Genomic DNA, 18,420 nt, shown 5'->3' on the forward strand with positions numbered 1-18,420 from the left:
AAGTGTCTCAGGTGTCTGAAGCGTCTCAAGCACGTGTGGCCAGTTTAGCGGCGGTTGCGACCGGCTGCGGTTTCACGACCAGCGTCAGGATCACGGCAGCCACCAGCGCGGCGCTCATGAACACATATGACGCTGCCGGCGAGCCGGTCGCGCCGTTCAGGTACCCGACCACATATGACCCGACGAACGATCCAAGCGCGCCCATGCTGTTGATCAGCGCCATTGCGCCACCCGCCACGTTCTTCGGCAACAACTCGGGCACGATCGCGAAGAACGGGCCGTAAGGCGCGTACATGGCCGCGCCCGCAATCACGAGCAGCGCATATGAGCCCCAGAAACTCGTCGATCCAAGCAGGTACGATCCCGCGAAAGCGAACGCACCGATCAGCAGGAACGGCCATACGAACAATTTGCGCCGCTCGAGCTTGTCCGACGCCCAGGAAGCCGCGATCATCGCAATGGTCGCCGCGAGATAGGGCACGGCCGACAGCCAGCCCGTCTCGACCATGCCAAACGAGGAAGCGTTCTTGAGAATCGACGGCAGCCACAACACGAAGCCGTACACACCGATGCTCCAGCAGAAATACTGCGCGGAGAGCTTGATCACCGCGGGCGACTTGAACGCCTCGCCATAGTTCTTGACCGGTTTGATCGCTGCTTGTTCCGCGCGCAGCGTGTTGTCCAGATCGCGTTTCTCCTGGTCGGAAAGCCACTGAACTTGCGCCGGCTTGTCCTGCACGATGAACCACCAGATCACCGCCCAGATGATCGCCGGCGCGCCCTCCACCACGAACATGTGGCGCCAGCCGAATGAGTTGATCAGGTAACCCGATACCACCGACATCCAGAGCACCGTCACCGGGTTGCCCAGGATCAGGAAGGTGTTGGCACGCGAGCGCTCGGATTTCGTGAACCAGTTGGAGATGAAGATCAGCATCGCGGGCATCACGGCCGCTTCCACGACACCGAGCATGAAGCGCAGCACCATCAGCGATGGAATGTTCGTGACCACGCCGGTCAGCGCCGCGCACCCGCCCCACAGGATCAGGCTCACGAACACAAGCTTCTTCACACTGCGACGCTCGGCGTAGATCGCGCCGGGAATCTGGAAGAAGAAATAGCCGAGGAAGAACAACGCACCGATCAGCGATGCCAGCCCGTGGCTGACGCCGAGATCGTGATTGATACCTGCCGCCGACGCGAAGCCGAAGTTCGCACGGTCGAGATACGCAAGGCTGTAGGTGATGAACACGATCGGCATGATCGTCCACCAGCGGCGCACTGCGAGCGCGGGCTTACTGGTGTTGGCACTGCTGGGTGGCTGCATGATTGTCTCCGTCCTTGGCTTGTCTGCTCTTTGAAGGGGCTACGAAAGGGCTACTATGAAGGCGCTCCTATGAGATGGAGGCGCTCCTATGAGGCGACCTTGGCAGCCGGCGCGCCGCTGGCTTGCGTCCCGTTGCCGCCCGCTTGTTCCAGCGCATCGAGTTCACTTCGGGTCGGCAGACCTTCGCTATCGCCGATCACCTGGATCGCCAGTGCGCCGATGCGGTTGCCGCGTCTGAGCGCATGCCGCACGTCGCGCCCTTCCAGCAGCGCGCTCACCACGCCGACGGCGAAACCATCTCCCGCGCCGACCGTATCGACGACATTTTTTACGGGGATCGCCGGCACCGTGCCTTCTTCATTGTCAGCCGTGCGGAAGTAAGCGCCCTGCGCGCCGAGCTTGACCACCACGCCCTTCGCGCCCTGATCCAGATAGAACCGCGCGATGTCCTCGGGCTTCGCGAAACCCGTCAGGATCTTGCCTTCGCTGACGCCCGGCATCACCCAGTCGGCCAACGCGGCCAGCGCGTTCAGCGCCTCCGCCATGGCTTCACGCGAAGGCCAAAGCGTGGGACGCAGGTTCGGATCGAAGGAAATGGTCTTGCCAGCCTTGCGCATCTCGCGCGCCATATGGAAGCCGAGTTCACGCGAAGTCGCCGAAATCGCCGGTGCAACGCCCGTCAGATGCAAATGGCGCGCGCCCAGCACATAGTCGGCAACGTAGTCGTCGAGCGACAAATGGCTCGCCGCCGAGCCTTTGCGGAAATATTCGATCGCCGGGTCGCTACCGTCGTCATTCTTCGATTTCAGCTGGAAAGCAGTCGGATAACGTTCGTCGATTGTCACGCAACCCGCGTCGATTCCTTCGTGCGCGAGTACGTCGAGTACATATCGGCCGAACGAGTCGTGGCCCACACGGCTCATCCAGCCGACCCGAAAACCGAGCCGCGACAAACCGATCGCAACGTTCAAGTCCGCGCCGGCCACCCGCTTGGTGAACTGGCCGACCTTCGCGAGATCGCCGGTCTCGGCGGCGACGAACATCGTCATGGCTTCGCCGTAGGTCACGACATCGAGAGGGGTTTTCATATACGGTCCTTCGTCATTCATTGATGGGGGTGTTCCGGCCAATTTTCGGGCCGATTTCAAGCCAATTTCAAGCCGATGCCAGTTGTTTGACGTAACGCGCGGCGTCGGCGGCGAGATTGTTCTGATCGAATGGAAATTCGATACCCCGCGGAACATAAGCCGGCAGGTAAGCCAGCAACGCGGCGAGGTAAGCGTCGCCGGTTGCGGGGGCCGTCGCGAAACGTCGCGCGCCTTCGCCCTGCACCGCCTTGCAGTGCACGTAACCCACGTATTTGGCCAGGCGTCGCGCCGCTTCGAGCGGATCTTGCTGCGCCCATCGCCAGTTGCCAGTGTCAAAGGTCATGGAGAGTGTGTGCGAACGGTTTGCCAGCGCGTCGAACAAAGTGGAGAACGCATCGATTGTGCCGCCCGCTTGCAGTTGGCCGTTCTCGACGACGACCTGCGCTTTGGAATTCCGGATACCGGCGATCAAGCGGTCGAGCGTCGCGCAATCCGTCACCGTACCGGCGCTTTCTGACCCGCCGAGCTGGAATTTGACGATACGCGCATCGAGCGCAGCGGCTTCGTCCAGGGTCTGCTCCATCGCGCGCTCGTCGAGGGCGCCGGTATCGTCAAAAAGGGACGCGGGGGTGGAATAAACGGGCCAGATGCCGGCCGCCCGGATTCGCTGACCGAGTTCGTACAGAGACGCGGGCTGGGATTGCGCCTTATAGGAGAACAATTCGCGGCGGACTTCAAAACCGGCCGCGCCTGCTTTTGCTGCGATTTCCGCCCAGGCTGCGTGGCCGTCGCGGCGGATCGCTTGCGCACCGAATGCGCTCGCCACGATCACCACCGGGACGCTCGCATCAGCCCGGGTATTTTTGATCAGATTTCCAGAATTACCGTGTTCCACAGCGGAATTTGCCTTTAACCGGCTAATGGAACCGGTTCCAATAACGGATTTCAAAAAAGACGCTGGTTGCGTCGGAATGATTTTGCACCATGCTCCCGGGGTTCAAGGTGCGCCATTCTGGAAATCCCTAGGGGTCGATGATTTACTTGCGCCGGTGGCGGTCGGGTGTTGAAGGCGGGAAATGTTGAGTTAATGTCAACTTGCTGCTTTTTGGGCAACGTCCATGCGTCCGTGACAGAGTGGGGTCTCACAAGAATGTGCCCCCAACGCCAAGCTGATCAGCGGCAGTCATCACTTCGCAGCCCCATCCTCCACGCACAACGCGTAAAAACTTGCCGCTGCCCGAGACGCCGCCGCGCCATGCGGCATCAGGATCGAAAGCCGCCGCGTCAGCGGCTCCGGTGCGATTCGCAAACGCTGCAGCGCGCCGTCCTCATGGCGCATGGACATCGCCGACACAAAACCGATCCCCATTCCCGCCCGCACAGCCTCCTTCACGCCCTCCACGCCTGCAATTTCCAGCGCAACCCGCATCTGCACGCCAGCACGCGCGCACGCGCGCTCAACCAGCTGACGCACACCCGAGCCGCCCTCGCGCAAAACCAGCGAATGAGCGCATACCGCTTCCAGTGTCACCCCGGCCGAGGCGGCGGCAAGCGGATGCCCGCTCGGCGCAATCGCCACGATCTCGTCCTCGCGCCACGCGGTGACTTCGGTTCCCGGCGGTAGATCAGCGCCCACGGGCCCCTCGATCATCGCTATGTCCAGCGAATCCAGCGCAGCGACGATTTCAGCCGTATTCCCGTCGATCGTGTGAACCGTCACATCCGGATGCTGCCGATGAAACTCCGCGATCAGATAAGGCAACAGGTAACTCGCCGGTGTCGTGCTCGCGCCAATTCTCAACGTGCCGCGCTCGAGCCCGCGCAGCGCATTCCGGTAGGCGTGAGCCTGCCCGACGGTCTCCCGGATCCGCGTGGCATAAACCGCAAGCTGTTCGCCGGCGGCGGTCAGCCGGATACCACGTCCAGCGCGCTGATATAAAGGCTCGCCGAATTCGTCCTGCAACTGGCGCAACTGCCCCGACACAGCCGGCTGCGACAAATGCAGCGCGAGCGCTGCCCGGCTGATATTGGCATGCTCGGCGACGGTGGCGAAGGTTATAAGCTGTTCTGCGGTCATTGGCTCTCAACTATCGGCTGAACGGATAGTTTACATCCTAAATGACGATTTCTCATATCGATATATCAATAATAGGATTGGCACATCGAACCAAAGCGGAAAAAACCGTGAATTCCCTCGCCACTCCTGTCGCATCTCGTTCCGCTTCATCCACTTCATCCGCTCCAATCGGTCAAACGCGCGGTCAACTGAACGGCATCTTGTTTGTTGCGCTTTTTGCCGCCGCCGTCACGCAATTGGCCGCGCTGCCGTTTATCTCGAACCTGGGACTCAGTCCGCTGATCGTCGGCATTGTTGGCGGAGCCATTTACGGCAATGCGCTGCGTGACGGCATGCCGGAAAGCTGGGCGTCGGGCGTGAATTTCTCCGCTCGCAAACTCTTGCGTATTGCCGTGGGCTTTTTCGGGCTGCGCGTGAGCCTGCAGGAAATCGCTCAGGTCGGGCTGCCGGGGTTGACGGTGTCGGTGCTCGTGGTAGTAAGCACGCTCGCCATCGGCACATGGGCAGGCATGAAGCTGATGAAGCTCGACCGCGATACAGCTTTGCTGAGCGCCGCCGGCAGCGCGATCTGCGGGGCCGCGGCAGTGCTCGCATTCGAATCGACACTGCAGTCCGAGCCGCATAAGAGCGCGATGGCCGTGGGCAGCGTGGTGCTGTTCGGCACGCTCTCCATGTTCCTCTACCCGCTCGCGTTGCACCTCGGCTGGCTGCACCTGGATACGCTCGGCGTCGGCCTCTTTTTCGGCGGCACGATCCACGAAGTGGCGCAGGTGGTGGGCGCAGCCAGCAATGTGAGCCCGGAAGCGACGCATATCGCGACCATAGTGAAAATGACACGCGTAATGCTGCTCGTCCCGGTGCTGCTCGTGATCGGTATGTGGGTGAACCGCTCGCGCAATAGCGCTCAAACCGACGGCAGCGGCACGAAGCGCAAGCTGGCGATTCCCTGGTTCGCGCTCGGTTTCCTCGCGCTCGTGATCGTGAATTCATTGCACGTTTTGCCGGGCGCCGCTACGCACACGCTGAACACGCTCGATACCTTCGCGTTGACCATGGCGATGACCGCACTGGGCATCGAAACACGCATCGAGCAAATTCACCGCGCGGGACCACGGGCGCTGGTAACCGGTGCCATCGTCTATGCCTGGCTGATCGGGGGAGGACTCGCGATAACCATAGCCGTCGAGCGTCTGCTCGGGTAACGTTTGTAGAGGTGCCGCTTGCAGGAACACAGAAGCCCCGCCGCCGTGCGGGGTGTTTGTTTTCCGATGAGATTACAAGCGCAATGCAAGCGCAACGGCACGTGTGTTGCTACCCTCTTGTCTTAGGGTTTCCAGCAATCACACCGCGAGGATATTGCCGATGGCCTACGAACTGTATTATTGGGATGGTCTTCAAGGCCGCGGTGAATTCGTCCGGCTCGCGCTGGAAGACGCCGGCGCTGAGTACGTTGACGTGTCACGCGGCGCGAAGAAGGACGGACAAGCCACCGCCGCCATGATGAAGATTATCAACAGCAAGACCGAGCCGCATATTCCTTTCGCCCCGCCATTCCTGAAGGACGGCGAACTGATCGTGCCGCAAGTTGCGAACATCTTGCAGTATCTGGGGCCGAAGCTTGGTCTCGCGCCAAAGGACGAAGGGCTGCGCTATGTCGCGCACGGTTTGCAGCTGACGATCGCGGACATGGTGACCGAAGTCCACGATACCCATCATCCGCTCGCGGGCGGTCTTTATTACGAGGACCAGAAGGACGCCGCGAAGAAGCGCTCGAAGGATTTCATCGAGAGCCGGGTTCCGAAATTCATCGGCTATTTCGAGCGCGTGCTGGCGCAGAATCCTCATGGCGATACGCAGATGATCGGCAACACGACGACGTACGTGGATCTGTCGATATTTCAACTTGTCGACGGCCTGCACTACGCCTTTCCCCGCGCAATGAAAAAGTTCGGCAGCCTGTATCCGCGCGTGGCGGCATTGCACGATGCCGTGCTTGAACGACCGAATATCGCAGCGTATGTGGACTCGGAGCGGCGGATTCCATTCAACGAATCCGGCATCTTCCGTCATTACCCGGAGCTGGATCAGGACGCCTAGGATCCCTGGCTCGGCCGGCCTGTATCGGATAAACGTAATCAAAAGGAGCATCAGATGATCGAAACAATTCCCTCCTTCGGACTCGGCACCTTTCGCGTGGACGCGGAGAAAACCGCCAAGTCTGTCACGAGCGCGCTGCAACTCGGGTATCGCCATATCGATACCGCGCAGCTCTACAAGAACGAAGAAGCCGTCGGCAAAGGCGTGCGTGACTCGCTCGTGCCGCGAGACGATATCTGGGTCACCACCAAGGTCTGGCACGACCGGCTGCGTCGCGAGGACGTGGTGAAAAGCCTGGTGGAAAGCCACAAGAAGCTGAACATCGGCACGATCGATCTCGCGTTGATTCATTGGCCCTCGCCGGATAGCGTGGTGCCCGTCGCCGAGTCGATTGCGGGCTTTCAGGACGCGCAAAAGCAGCAGTTGATCCGGCATTTTGGCGTGTCGAACTTCACCGCGCCGTTGCTCGAGGAAGCATTGAACGCGCCCGGAGGCGAGGGCATTGTGACGAACCAGTTCGAAATCAGCCCGTTCCTCGCGAACCGCAAGCTGGTCGAGGCAACGCAAAAGCTCGGCGTGAAGGTGACCGCCTATATGCCGCTCGGCGAGGGGCGCGCGCACAAAGACCCCACGTTGGCTGCCATCGCGAAGAAGCACGGCGTGACGCCCGCTCAAGTGACGTTTGCTTGGCTGCTGTCGCGCGATATCGTGGTGCTGTCGGCATCGACGAATCCGGAACATCAACAAATCAACTGGGACTCGCAAAAGGTGAAGCTGGACGCCGACGATATTGCGAAGATCGATGCGCTCGACGAAGGCCAGCGAAATGCGAAGCCGCCGTTCGCGCCGAAGTGGTGACTGAGTAATTTGACGTAGAACACAACCCGGCTTCGGCGTGACGAGGCCGGGTTTTCTGACCCTACCCGTTCCCACGTTGCCAATCAACCGAAGGGTAGGCGCGACATAGTCAATAGAAAGCGCGTGGTCGATGCTGCAACCCGTCGTGCATTGACCCCTCAACGCATTTGTCATCGCGTTGGCGCTGGGGATCAAGGCAGTATTTTTGTGCTTGCGCACACGGGTGCGGGGACCCTTTGGATGGCCGTTCCCTCCGACGTCGGGGGCAAGCTTGCTGGTCGTGCCAACGGACTTCGCTTATTACGCCGTTCACCAGCGGGTGCCAGGCAACCCAGTATGCACATGTACGTCGGAGCACTGCCCCGAGGGCCCTTGCGGGTGATATCCTTGCCCCGCGCCATTGGCCTCGACCCGCTCCGACATTCAAGCTCACGTGCTTTCATTCCTGCTTAAACTTCGCACCCGGGCACAGATCCGGTTCCGTTTCTCCGAATCCCACTCCATGCTCGTGTGGGCCGTGATTGTCGGCGTGGCCGGCGCATTCGCGACTGCGGCGTTTCGCATTGGCATCGACGAATTGCAGCGGCTTTTCGGCGGCGATCACGGTAACTTCGTCGAGATGGCCACGCGCCTGCCCTGGCCCGTACGGGTCGCGTTGCCCACAGCGGGCGGGCTGATCGCGGGCCTGTGCTTGCTGATAGCGCGGCGTCGTTCCGCAGGTCAGGCGAATGCCGACTACATGGAAGCAGTGACCATTGGCGACGGTGTCGTGCCGGTCTCACCGAGCCTGTGGCGCAGTATCTCTTCGCTGTTCACCATCGCAAGCGGCGGCTCCATCGGCCGAGAAGGCTCGATGGTGCAGCTCGCGGCGCTGTGCGCGTCGCTGATCGGCCGCTGGGTCCACTTCGATCCGCCACGCCTGCGCCTGCTCGTCGCCTGCGGCGCCGCGGCCGGGATCACTTCAGCGTACAACGCGCCTATCGCCGGCGCGTTCTTCGTGACCGAACTCGTGCTCGGCTCCATGGCCATGGAAAGTTTCGGGCCGATCGTGGTGTCCTCGGTGGTCGCCAATATCACCATGCGCGAGTTCGCCGGCTATCGGCCGCCTTACGAAATGCCGGTGTTCCCAACAGTCACCGGCGTCGAAGTGCTGCTGTTCGTCGTGCTTGGGTTGCTCTGCGGCGTGCTGGCGCCTTATTTCCTGCGCCTGCTGGCGGCATCGAAACAACGCTTCGCCAAGCTGCCCCTGCCGTTGCCAATCCGGCTCGGACTCGGCGGCCTGATTGTCGGCGTGATCTCGATCTGGTACCCGGAGGTCTGGGGCAACGGGTATGAAGTCGTCAACGCGATCCTGCATCATTCGTGGACTTGGGAAGCGCTGGCAGCGGTGCTGTTCTTCAAGATCGTCGCGACCGCTGCAACCGCGGGGTCTGGCGCCGTGGGCGGGATTTTCACACCCACGCTTTTCGTGGGCGCGGTAGTCGGCTGCCTGTTCGGGCTGGCAGCGCATGCGATCTGGCCGCACTCCACATCCGCGCCGTTTGCGTACGCGATGGTCGGCATGGGCGCGTTCCTCGCGGCGGCCACGCACGCGCCGTTGATGGCAATCCTGATGATCTTCGAAATGACGCTGAGCTATCAGGTCATGCTGCCGCTGATGCTCTCGTGCGTGGTGGCATTTTTCATTGCCCGGGCGTCGGCGCAGACGTCGATGTACGAGGTCACACTGCGGCGTAACCGCGATGAAAAAGAGCGCTCGCGGCTCGCCGCCACGCAAATGCGCGAGCTTGTGAAACCGGCTGACACCGTGGTCCCGCTCGATGCGGACGTGAAGACCATGACGCGGGTGTTCCTCGAATATCCGGTGAAGTACCTTTACGTCGTTGATGCCGACGGGCAGTTTCGCGGCGTGGTGGCGCTCAAGGACATCACGTCCGACCTGCTCGATGAGCGCGACACCGCCGTCAAAACTGCCTCGGATTATCTGCAACCTCATTTCGATGTCCTCACACCGGACATGTCGCTGGGTGAGGCGTTGCAGCATTTCCTGGCGTTCCAGGGCGAGCGGTTGCCGGTTATCGACTGCCCGGCGCGGCCGGTGTTACTCGGCGTTGTCTACAAAACATCGCTTCTCGATGCTTACTTCCGATTAAACCCGGCCTCACGCTGAAATTGCTCGCTGCGTGCAAATTGCGGCAGTCTACCGAAGCGCCCCAGAGATGCCCGTCTACGACCCTATTCTAGATTTCGCTCGAAGAACGGCCGTCGACACCGCTTGAAACAAGGCTCGGCAGGCAAGCACCATTCATCAGGTGAAGCACTGGAAAACCGGACTGGTCGATTGGCATAGCCTTTGCTCGAATCCTCGCTACTATTCTCCGTATGGCGTCGTGTTTGTGCTGCTTGGGTACCGCTTGCGTGAGCTTGTGTGCTAAGTGTCTGGAGGGTTGAGCGATGAAAACCTCAACGGCTTTATTGATGGTTCTGGTATCCGTGTCGTGCTATGCCGCGCCGATCCATACGGACGATGCGGCAATCTACGCTGCTCGCCAGGCTGATTCCATGCGCGCAGCGCTTGCGATTCGCGCCAATGCTCCGCCCGTCTCGCCGCCAGCGCCCGACGTGCGTGCGCAGGTACTCGATCATGCGCACTGGTCTCATGTGGAATTGCCGAAGTCGCGCTCGCCCAGCCACGGCATGGTGAGCCAGGTAATAGCGGTGCAGACCTAGACGTTCAGACGTGAAGCTGCTGCGCGAGCATGGCAACTCATATTGACCACAAAAAACAACCAAGGGCACCAATGACCGATACGCACGTGAATGCCGGCTTGAACGACGAGCCGATCGATGACGAAATTGCAGACGTATTGCGTGATCTGAAGTTTCCCACCAACAAGGATGGCATTGTTGATGCGGCGCGCGCTGCAGGCGCCAGCAATGACGTGATTACCGTGTTCGATGGATTGCCTGAACAGGACTACGCCAACGCCGATGCCGTGGAGCAGTTGCTAGGCAGCAACGGCGGATCGGGAATTTCCAGCTGAGCGGCTGCACGTTCGCCCGTCCTTCAGACCACGTCAGACCCAAACACTACGCGGCTAAAAAACTTAGCCAGGACGGCTTCGGACATTTCACTGCCGCAAGCCTGCGGATCCGACGTATAAAAAAACTGCATTCCATCGATCAACGCCGTCAGTCCCAGCGCAAGCTGCTCCGCGGGCATGGGCAACGGCGTCCCTGCCCGTTCTGAAAACGCAACGATATAAGCGGTCGTCGTCTGCAACAATTCCCGGATAAATGCATTGAATTGCGCGCGAAATTTCGCATCGCGACTTGATTGCAATTTCGCCTCTACCCACAGCAGAAAACACTTGTTGTCGCGGTAGCACTCACTGTAATACTGCAACAGGCGGGCTTCCATGTCGGCCCTGCTCGCTTCGCCATCGAAGATGGAGTGCAGCCGGCCCATGATCCCGTCGTGATCGCGCTTGAGCAGTTCCAGAAACAAAGCGGACTTGCTGCCGAAGTTCGAATAGAACGCACCGCGCGTATAACCCGCCGCCACCGCAATGTCCTCGACACTGGCGGCCACAAACCCTTTCTTCATGAAAACAGTTTGTGCGGCGTCCAGCAAACGCTCACGCGTTTGATCACGGCTTTGCTCCCGGGTGAGGCGAATTCGTTTCATCCGGTGAGTTTAGCATCTCAAAATTGAATTATGATACGGCTGTGATTTCAGATTCATAGTTGTATTAGAATTCATCGCGTATCTGGCGACGAGGTACTGGAAAGCTTGATGGCCGTGGCATACCGCCTGTCCCAGGATCGCGCCCCAAATAGCGCCACATCTCAAAAATGCGCAGCGACAAACCGTGTCGACGCTGCGCGCCGGCCGTGCCTGCAAGTTCTTTGCGCGCACGGCGAGCCTTTGCGTCGAGGTCATTCGTGATTCTGCAAGTCTGTCGCCGCACGCGGCCATTGTCATTGGCATCGCTCCGATCGCGGTTAATGTGGTTCGTGTTGCGCGGGTCGGGATCTTTTCCCCTTCGCCGCACGCTTGCGTGGTCACTCGGCGTGGCGGCTGTCGTCGCGTTCAGTGCATGCAGCAAGAAGGAAGCGCCCCCCGTGGCGCTGCGTCCCGTGGTCGCCATGGCCGCCGTCGCCGACACACACACGGTGCAGTCGTCACTGCCCGCGACTATCGAAGCGCGCTACTCGACCCCGCTGTCGTTTCGTGTGGCTGGGAAGATCATCGAGCGCCGCGTGCGTCTGGGCGACAGCGTGAAAGCCGGCGAGATCGTGGCAAAACTCGATCCCGCCGACAACGCCAAAAGCGCCGCGAGCGCAGCGGCGCAACTGTCCGCCGCCCAGCATCAGCTCACTTATGCCGAGCAGCAACTCACGCGCGACCGTGCCCAGGCGCAGGAAAACCTGATCGCGCGCGCACAACTCGAGCAAACCGAAAACGCCTACGCAGCAGCGCTCGCGCAGCGCAACCAGGCGCAGGCACAGGCCGCGTTGTCGGCCGATCAATTGAAATACACCACGCTTGTCGCTGACCGCGCCGGTGTCATCACGGCTGAACAGGCTGATACCGGACAGAACGTATCGGCGGGACAAGCCGTCTATAACCTCGCGTGGAGCGGCGAGATCGACGTGGTGGCGGACGTGCCGGAAACCACGCTCGGATCGCTCGCGGTCGGCCAGACAGCCACCGTGAAGCTTGCCGCGTTGGGAGGAAAACCGTTCGCGGCCCGCGTGCGCGAAGTGTCGCCCGCCGCCGATCCCCAAAGCCGCACCTATCGAGTGAGGATGACGCTGGAAGCGCCCACGCAGGAGGTCCGGCTTGGCATGACCGCCGACGTGGCCTTCGCGCAGGCGCCTGTATCTGGGGCATCCGGGGCATCGGGGGCATCAAGCCAAGCATTCACGCTGCCCTCCACCGCGCTGTTTCACGCGGGCAAACTGCCAGCGGTCTGGATCGTGAAGGCGGACGGGTCGCTTGAATTGCGACGCGTGGACGTGTCTCGATACGGCGAGCGCACCGTGACCGTTTCCAACGGCATCTCGCCCGGCGACCGAGTGGTATGGCAAGGTGTCCATACCGTTTCTGCCGGCGAAAAAGTTCGCGTGGTCGCGCCCTTGCATCCGGAAGATTTTGCGTCATGAGCGACCAGGAACGGGAATCAGCGAAAGCCGCTGCCAATGCCGCCGCCGCGGCGTCGGGCGATTATCGTCACGAAGAAGGCAGTTTCAATCTCTCTGCCTGGGCCTTGCGCCATCAGGCACTAGTCGTCTTCCTGATCGCGATGGCGACCATTTTCGGGGTCCTCGCTTACACCCGGCTCGCGCAGTCGGAGGACCCGCCGTTCACGTTCCGCGTGATGGTCATCCAGACCTTCTGGCCCGGCGCGAGCGCACAGCAGATGCAGGAACAGGTCACCGACAAGATCGCGAAAAAACTGCAGGAAACACCCGCCACCGACTTCCTGCGGAGCTATTCCCGCCCCGGCGAGTCGCTGCTGTTCTTCACGATGAAGGACGGCGCGCCCGCGAAGGACGTGCCCGAAGAGTGGTATCAGGTGCGCAAGAAAGTCGGGGACATTGCCTACACGCTGCCACGAGGTGTGCAAGGTCCCTACTTCAACGACGAGTTCGGCGACGTCTTCACCAACATCTACACGTTGGAAGGCGACGGTTTTTCGCCGGTGCAACTCCACGATTACGCCGACTCGCTGCGCACGGTCTTGTTGCGCGTGCCCGGTGTGGCGAAGGTCAATTATTTCGGCGACCAGGACGAGCGCGTCTACGTGGAGATAGCGAACACGCAGCTCACGCGGCTCGGTATCTCGCCGCAGCAGATTGCCCAGGCTATCGACGCTCAGAATGCGGTTGCGCCCTCCGGCACGCTGAATACGCCCGACGACCGCGTGTTCGTGCGGCCGACCGGCCAGATCACCGACATGGCCGCGCTCGCCAACACGCTGATCCGTGTTAACGGGCGCTCGTTTCGTCTTGGCGACATAGCGACCATCAAGCGCGGGTATCTCGATCCCCCGGCCACGCAAATGCGCGCGGGCGAGAAGCCGGTGCTGGGCATTGGTATCACGATGCAGCCGGGTCAGGACGTCGTGCAATTGGGCCGCGCGCTCGACGCCAAGGTCGCCGAGTTGCGTGCGCAACTCCCCGCGGGCCTCGTGCTCAACGAAGTGTCGAGCATGCCGCATGCGGTATCGAAGTCGGTCGATGACTTTCTCGAAGCGGTCGCCGAAGCGGTCATCATCGTGCTGATCGTGAGCCTGGTGTCGCTGGGCGTGCGCACAGGTATGGTGGTCGTGATCTCGATTCCGGTCGTGCTCGCGGTCACCGCCCTCTTCATGTATCTCTTCGATATCGGCCTGCACAAGGTATCGCTCGGGACGCTGATTCTCGCGTTGGGCCTGCTGGTCGACGACGCGATCATCGCTGTAGAAATGATGGCGGTGAAACTCGAGCAAGGCTGGAATCGCTCGCGCGCCGCGGCCTACGCCTATACCAGCACTGCGTTCCCCATGCTCACGGGCACGCTCGTGACCGTGGGCGGTTTCCTGCCGATCGCGCTGGCCAAATCCAGCACCGGCGAATACACGCGCTCGATCTTCGAAGTGTCGGCCATTGCGTTGATCGCGTCGTGGTTCGCCGCGGTCGTGCTGATTCCGTTGCTCGGCTACAAGCTGTTGCCTGAGCGCAAGCGCGAGGCACATCATGCCCACGATCATGAACACGATATCTACGACACGAAGTTCTACACCCGTCTGCGCGGCTGGCTGACATGGTGTATTGAGCGGCGCTTCGTCGTGCTCGGCATCACGCTGGTGCTGTTCGTGATCGCGTTGGCAGGCTTTACGCTTGTTCCCCAGCAGTTCTTTCCGAGTTCGGACCGCTCGGAACTGCTCGTCGATGTCCGGCTGCAAGAAGGTGCCTCGTTCGAAGCCACGCTGCGCGAGACCAAACGTCTTGAGAAGGTGCTGGAGGGACGGCCCGAAGTCGATCATGTGGTGAACTTCGTCGGCACCGGCGCCCCGCGCTTTTACCTGCCGCTCGACCAGCAATTGCCGCAACCGAACTTCGCGCAATTCGTGATCACCGCGAAGTCCGTGGAGGATCGCGAGAAGCTCGCACGCTGGCTTGAACCTGTATTGCGCGAGAAGTTCTCGGCAATACGCACGCGTTTGTCACGACTCGAAAACGGTCCGCCGGTCGGCTATCCGGTGCAGTTCCGAGTGAGCGGCGACGATCTGCCGACAGTGCGCGGTATCGCTGAAAAGGTCTTCGCCGAAATGAGTGCCGACAGCGGCACGGCCAACGTCCAGTATGACTGGGACGAACCGTCGGAGCGCTCGGTGCGCTTCGATATCGACCAGAAGAAGGCGCGTGAACTCGGTATCAGTTCGCAGGACGTATCGGATTTCCTCGCGATGCAACTGACCGGTTACACCGTCACGCAGTATCGCGAACGCGACAAGCTGATCAGCGTCGACTTGCGTGCACCGAAAAGCGAACGGGTCGATCCGGCGAAGCTCGCCACGCTTGCGATGCCGACTCCGAACGGACCCGTGCCGCTCGGAACGATCGGGCATGTAGTGAACGATCTGGAATACGGCGTGATCTGGGAGCGCGACCGTCAGCCGACCATCACCGTGCAGTCGGACGTGAAGGCCGGCGCGCAAGGGATTGACGTGACGCATGCGATCGAGAAGAAGCTTGCCACGTTGCGCGCGGGCTTGCCGGTGGGGTATCGGATAGAAGTGGGCGGCCCGGTTGAGGAAAGCGAGAAAGGCCAGTCGTCCATCAACGCGCAAATGCCGATCATGGCGATTGTCGTGCTGACGCTCCTGATGATCCAGTTGCAGAGCTTCGCACGCGTGATGATGGTGGTGCTCACCGCGCCGCTCGGGTTGATCGGCGTGGTGATCGCGCTGCTGCTGTTCAACAAGCCGTTCGGGTTTGTCGCCATGCTGGGCGTGATTGCCATGTTCGGGATCATCATGCGCAACTCGGTGATTCTCGTCGATCAGATCGAACAGGATATTGCCGCGGGGCATCCTCGCTTCGACGCTATCGTGGGCGCGACCGTGCGGCGTTTCCGGCCGATCACGCTGACTGCCGCCGCTGCGGTGCTCGCGCTGATCCCGCTCTTGCGCAGCAACTTCTTTGGCCCGATGGCGACCGCGCTGATGGGCGGGATCACGAGCGCGACCGTGCTTACGCTGTTTTACCTGCCGGCCCTGTATGCGGCTTCATTCAAGGTGCGGCGTAACGAGCGCGCGGGGTTTGAAGACCCGGACACACCCTCCACGCCCGATGGCCGCCAAGGAGGCCAGTCATGAACCGCTCTGCCCTCACCGCTCTTGGCTTTGCAGCCGCCCTTGCAGCATGCTCATTTGGCCCGGATGGAAAACCGCCCGTCATGCCTGCGGTGGCTCACTACGGCGCCGACGCGCAACCGGTGCGCACCGTGACGGCCGAAGGGGTATCGCAGCGTTTCGATGCCGGGGCGAAACCCGTGCCCGAGTGGTGGAAGCTCTATCGCTCCGAGCCGTTGAACGCGCTCGTCGATGAAGGTCTGCGCAACAGCCCGAGCCTCGCCGCAACGGACAAAACCCTCGCTGCGGCGCGCGAGCAACTGCGCGCACAAGTCGGCTCGTCGATGCTGCCAAGCATCGACCTCGGCGGCCAGACGGACCGGGAGCGTGCGATCGGCGTGCCGAACTTCGGGCCGCCCACGGCGCTCTACAACCTGTTTGTCGGCCAGATCCGGGCGCAATACACGTTCGACCTGTTCGGCGCGGCGCGACTCGCGGACAAGGCGCTGGCTGCACAGGTGGACAGCCAGTCCTGGCAATTCGATGCCGCCCGCCGCGCGCTTGCCGCGAACATTGTCACGGGTGCTATCGGTGCGGCGTCGTTAGGCGCGCAAATCGACACGACCGAGCGGCTGATCGTCCTCGCCGATGAAGATGCGCGAGAAACACAGCGCCGCTACGAACTCGGTTCGGCGTCACGCGCGGATGCACTCAACGTGCAATCGAACGCCGCCGCGCTCGCCGCTTCACTGCCGGGGCTGCGGGCTCAGTGGCTTTCAACCCGTCACGCGCTTGCCGTGATGCTCGGCCGGACACCGGATCAGGCACCGCCCGATCTCGACCTCGCGACACTCACCGTGCCGGGTAATGTGCCGGTGGTCGTACCGTCGGAACTGCTTGCCAGCCGCCCGGATATCCAGGCCGCCGACGCGCTGCTCAAAGCGGCCGCGGCGCAAGTCGGCGTGGCGACGGCGCAGATGTTCCCGAGCCTGACGCTGTCGGCATCGATGGGGAAAGCCGGGTTCAGCTGGCCGGCTGCCTTGTCGGGCGCGGGCGCGATCTGGGGCATAGGTGCGTCGCTGTCGCAGCCGCTGTTTCACGGCGGCGCCTTGCTCGCCCAAAAGCGTGCAGCGCAAGCGAGCTATGAGGCGGCCGTGGCGCAATACAAGCAGACGGTGCTGAGCGCGTTGCGCAACGTGGCGGATTCGCTCGCGGCGCTCGAGGAGGATAACCAGGCACTCAGTTTCGCCGATACCGCCAGCCGCGCTTCAATGAGCGCGTTCACGGATTCGGCGGCGCGAGAGCGGCTCGGGGCGATTCCGCCCTCGGCAACACGTGCGAGCGAGCGCCAATACCGCAATGCGCGGCTGGACGCTATTCGCTATGAAACCGCGCGCCTGAGCGATACCGCGCTGCTGTTCCAGGCAATGGGTTCTCCGACAGGCAGCACCGCGAATCTTGCGGCTGAGGCGAAAGCGACGGAGACAGCGAAATAACCGTCGCTGCCTAAGTCGCTGCCTAAGTCGCTGCCCAAGTCGCTGCCCAAGTCGCTATCGGTCGCATTCCATTCGGGCGAGTTCTCTCTCACCTGATGGGTAGAAACTGAAACGCGAGCAGTACGCCAAGAGCCGTTCCGACTCACGTCCGAACGGCTCTTTGCGCTCCATCACGACAACCGGACAGTGCGCGCATCGCCATGGGAGGCCAGCGACCAAAGACATCGAATGTCACAATCCTGAGTCGTCGAAACATCGCAACGCCATCTGAATACGTCCACAACCTTCCATCAACTCAACTTCTTCACTGAAACCTTTCACTATTCAGATAAATCGCGTTATTTCGGACCGCACTTTCCCATAGGCTTGCGAGCTTTCGTGTATTCAAGGGAAATGCCATGTCTCGCTCACCGTTCCGTGACCTGTTTCGGCTCGTTCATTCAGGACTGGAAAAAGTCGCGCTGGCGTGCGCTGCCTTTGGTTTGATGCACGCAACGGCCCGCGCGGGAGAATCCGCCCCTGCCGGCGTGCCCGCGGGTGAGCAATGGCGCAGTCACGCCGCGCCCCAACTCCCAGCCGATGACCCATGGAGCAATCCTGTAGCACCCAGTCTCGCCGTTGACGACGCCTGGAGCGCACCCGCCGCCGACCGGTTCACGTCGTCCGGACACATCCGCGCTGCGTCATCTGCGTCATCAGCACCACTGCCTGTATCGGCACAGGAGCCCCGCCGGGCCGCAACGACGAGCGCATCTGGCTCCGTAGCAACGACCGTCCAGGAAGCACCCTCCGCCCTCACGATGGATCGCTCCGGCTGGAATGAAATGCCGCGTGGACGTTCGCCCGGTTTGATCGCGTCTCATGATGCGTGGCTCAAGCGCACTACGCCCGTTGCTGAACCGAGCGAACCGGTGAAAGCGCCGATACAGGCCCCTCCCGCGCAGCCCGATCCGTGGAGCGCGCCCCTGACCGGCCTCGTTGCATCGGACAATGTTGCGACGCCTGCCCCGGCGATTTCTTCTACTGCCTCCGACGTCAGCTCGCACGCGAGTTTTGTCGTCGCACCCCACGTCAGGCTGCCGCGCGTCAGCGAGGCTCAAGGCGATTTATCTGCTCAGGCATCGCCAGCGAT

14 protein-coding genes and 1 pseudogene are annotated in these 18,420 nt (G+C 61.6%); 10 read left to right on the top strand and 5 right to left on the bottom strand.

Going from position 1 to position 18,420, the window contains the following annotated elements:
• Positions 1-25: 25 nt before the first annotated feature.
• The 4 genes from BSU04_RS29115 to BSU04_RS29130 all read right to left on the bottom strand — a co-directional run bounded on the left by BSU04_RS29115 (position 26) and on the right by BSU04_RS29130 (position 4,492).
• Positions 26-1,327, bottom strand: coding sequence for an MFS transporter (locus BSU04_RS29115; protein ID WP_089163778.1), 1,302 nt, complete (start codon positions 1,325-1,327; stop codon positions 26-28).
• 86 nt (positions 1,328-1,413) lie between these two features.
• Positions 1,414-2,415, bottom strand: coding sequence for a sugar kinase (locus BSU04_RS29120; protein WP_089163860.1), 1,002 nt, complete (start codon positions 2,413-2,415; stop codon positions 1,414-1,416).
• 67 nt (positions 2,416-2,482) lie between these two features.
• Positions 2,483-3,310 (bottom strand): sugar phosphate isomerase/epimerase family protein, encoded by an 828-nt coding sequence (locus tag BSU04_RS29125; protein ID WP_256983380.1) that lies wholly within the window; start codon positions 3,308-3,310, stop codon positions 2,483-2,485.
• 291 nt (positions 3,311-3,601) lie between these two features.
• Positions 3,602-4,492, bottom strand: a complete 891-nt coding sequence (locus BSU04_RS29130) for a LysR substrate-binding domain-containing protein (protein ID WP_089163779.1) — start codon at positions 4,490-4,492, stop codon at positions 3,602-3,604.
• A gap of 167 nt (positions 4,493-4,659) precedes the next feature.
• Between BSU04_RS29130 and BSU04_RS29135 the strand changes: the two genes are divergently transcribed.
• From BSU04_RS29135 to BSU04_RS29160, 7 genes and pseudogenes are all read left to right on the top strand, one after another.
• Complete coding sequence (locus tag BSU04_RS29135) at positions 4,660-5,694, top strand: YeiH family protein (protein WP_256983404.1); 1,035 nt, start codon at positions 4,660-4,662, stop codon at positions 5,692-5,694.
• 160 nt (positions 5,695-5,854) lie between these two features.
• Positions 5,855-6,589 carry a glutathione S-transferase gene (locus BSU04_RS29140; RefSeq protein WP_089163781.1) on the top strand — a complete coding sequence of 245 codons (735 nt, stop codon included), beginning with the start codon at positions 5,855-5,857 and terminating at the stop codon, positions 6,587-6,589.
• A gap of 54 nt (positions 6,590-6,643) precedes the next feature.
• Positions 6,644-7,447: an aldo/keto reductase gene (locus tag BSU04_RS29145; RefSeq protein ID WP_089163782.1), complete on the top strand. Its 804-nt coding sequence runs from the start codon at positions 6,644-6,646 to the stop codon at positions 7,445-7,447.
• A 172-nt stretch (positions 7,448-7,619) separates the two neighbouring features.
• Positions 7,620-7,783 (top strand): annotated as a pseudogene (locus BSU04_RS49190) (ATPase); the annotation flags it as partial.
• 97 nt (positions 7,784-7,880) lie between these two features.
• Positions 7,881-9,617: a ClcB-like voltage-gated chloride channel protein gene (locus tag BSU04_RS29150; protein WP_089163862.1), complete on the top strand. Its 1,737-nt coding sequence runs from the start codon at positions 7,881-7,883 to the stop codon at positions 9,615-9,617.
• Between the two features lie 284 nt (positions 9,618-9,901).
• Entirely contained in the window at positions 9,902-10,177 is a 276-nt protein-coding gene (locus BSU04_RS29155; protein WP_089163783.1) for a hypothetical protein, read from the top strand.
• A gap of 71 nt (positions 10,178-10,248) precedes the next feature.
• Positions 10,249-10,491: a DUF2795 domain-containing protein gene (locus BSU04_RS29160; RefSeq protein ID WP_089163784.1), complete on the top strand. Its 243-nt coding sequence runs from the start codon at positions 10,249-10,251 to the stop codon at positions 10,489-10,491.
• A gap of 23 nt (positions 10,492-10,514) precedes the next feature.
• Here BSU04_RS29160 and BSU04_RS29165 read toward each other — a convergent pair whose 3' ends face one another.
• Complete coding sequence (locus BSU04_RS29165) at positions 10,515-11,135, bottom strand: TetR/AcrR family transcriptional regulator (RefSeq protein WP_089163785.1); 621 nt, start codon at positions 11,133-11,135, stop codon at positions 10,515-10,517.
• A gap of 320 nt (positions 11,136-11,455) precedes the next feature.
• On the opposite strand from BSU04_RS29165, the gene BSU04_RS29170 reads away from it, so the two are divergent.
• From BSU04_RS29170 to BSU04_RS29180, 3 genes are read left to right on the top strand one after another with little or no spacing between them, the layout of a single operon-like run.
• The gene (locus tag BSU04_RS29170) at positions 11,456-12,616 is read left to right on the top strand and encodes an efflux RND transporter periplasmic adaptor subunit (RefSeq protein ID WP_089163786.1); all 1,161 of its coding nucleotides are present in this window, start codon (positions 11,456-11,458) and stop codon (positions 12,614-12,616) included.
• Positions 12,613-15,816: an efflux RND transporter permease subunit gene (locus BSU04_RS29175; protein WP_089163787.1), complete on the top strand. Its 3,204-nt coding sequence runs from the start codon at positions 12,613-12,615 to the stop codon at positions 15,814-15,816. The genes BSU04_RS29170 and BSU04_RS29175 overlap by 4 nt, the downstream gene beginning before the upstream one ends.
• Positions 15,813-17,288, top strand: a complete 1,476-nt coding sequence (locus BSU04_RS29180; RefSeq protein WP_089163788.1) for an efflux transporter outer membrane subunit — start codon at positions 15,813-15,815, stop codon at positions 17,286-17,288. The genes BSU04_RS29175 and BSU04_RS29180 overlap by 4 nt, the downstream gene beginning before the upstream one ends.
• Positions 17,289-18,420: the final 1,132 nt, after the last annotated feature.

Origin of the sequence: Caballeronia sordidicola (assembly GCF_002220365.1) — a bacterium.
Taxonomy (GTDB): Bacteria; Pseudomonadota; Gammaproteobacteria; order Burkholderiales; family Burkholderiaceae; genus Caballeronia; species Caballeronia sordidicola_C.

What these genes read in the sequence shown, in the direction of transcription:
- BSU04_RS29175 (WP_089163787.1), top strand. Translation starts at nt 12,613, where the DNA reads ATGAGCGACCAGGAACGGGAATCAGCGAAAGCCGCTGCCAATGCCGCC.
- BSU04_RS29140 (WP_089163781.1), top strand. Translation starts at nt 5,855, where the DNA reads ATGGCCTACGAACTGTATTATTGGGATGGTCTTCAAGGCCGCGGTGAA.
- BSU04_RS29170 (WP_089163786.1), top strand. Translation starts at nt 11,456, where the DNA reads ATGTGGTTCGTGTTGCGCGGGTCGGGATCTTTTCCCCTTCGCCGCACG.
- BSU04_RS29165 (WP_089163785.1), bottom strand. Translation starts at nt 11,135, where the DNA reads ATGAAACGAATTCGCCTCACCCGGGAGCAAAGCCGTGATCAAACGCGT.
- BSU04_RS29155 (WP_089163783.1), top strand. Translation starts at nt 9,902, where the DNA reads ATGAAAACCTCAACGGCTTTATTGATGGTTCTGGTATCCGTGTCGTGC.
- BSU04_RS29180 (WP_089163788.1), top strand. Translation starts at nt 15,813, where the DNA reads ATGAACCGCTCTGCCCTCACCGCTCTTGGCTTTGCAGCCGCCCTTGCA.
- BSU04_RS29120 (WP_089163860.1), bottom strand. Translation starts at nt 2,415, where the DNA reads ATGAAAACCCCTCTCGATGTCGTGACCTACGGCGAAGCCATGACGATG.
- BSU04_RS29160 (WP_089163784.1), top strand. Translation starts at nt 10,249, where the DNA reads ATGACCGATACGCACGTGAATGCCGGCTTGAACGACGAGCCGATCGAT.
- BSU04_RS29130 (WP_089163779.1), bottom strand. Translation starts at nt 4,492, where the DNA reads ATGACCGCAGAACAGCTTATAACCTTCGCCACCGTCGCCGAGCATGCC.
- BSU04_RS29115 (WP_089163778.1), bottom strand. Translation starts at nt 1,327, where the DNA reads ATGCAGCCACCCAGCAGTGCCAACACCAGTAAGCCCGCGCTCGCAGTG.
- BSU04_RS29145 (WP_089163782.1), top strand. Translation starts at nt 6,644, where the DNA reads ATGATCGAAACAATTCCCTCCTTCGGACTCGGCACCTTTCGCGTGGAC.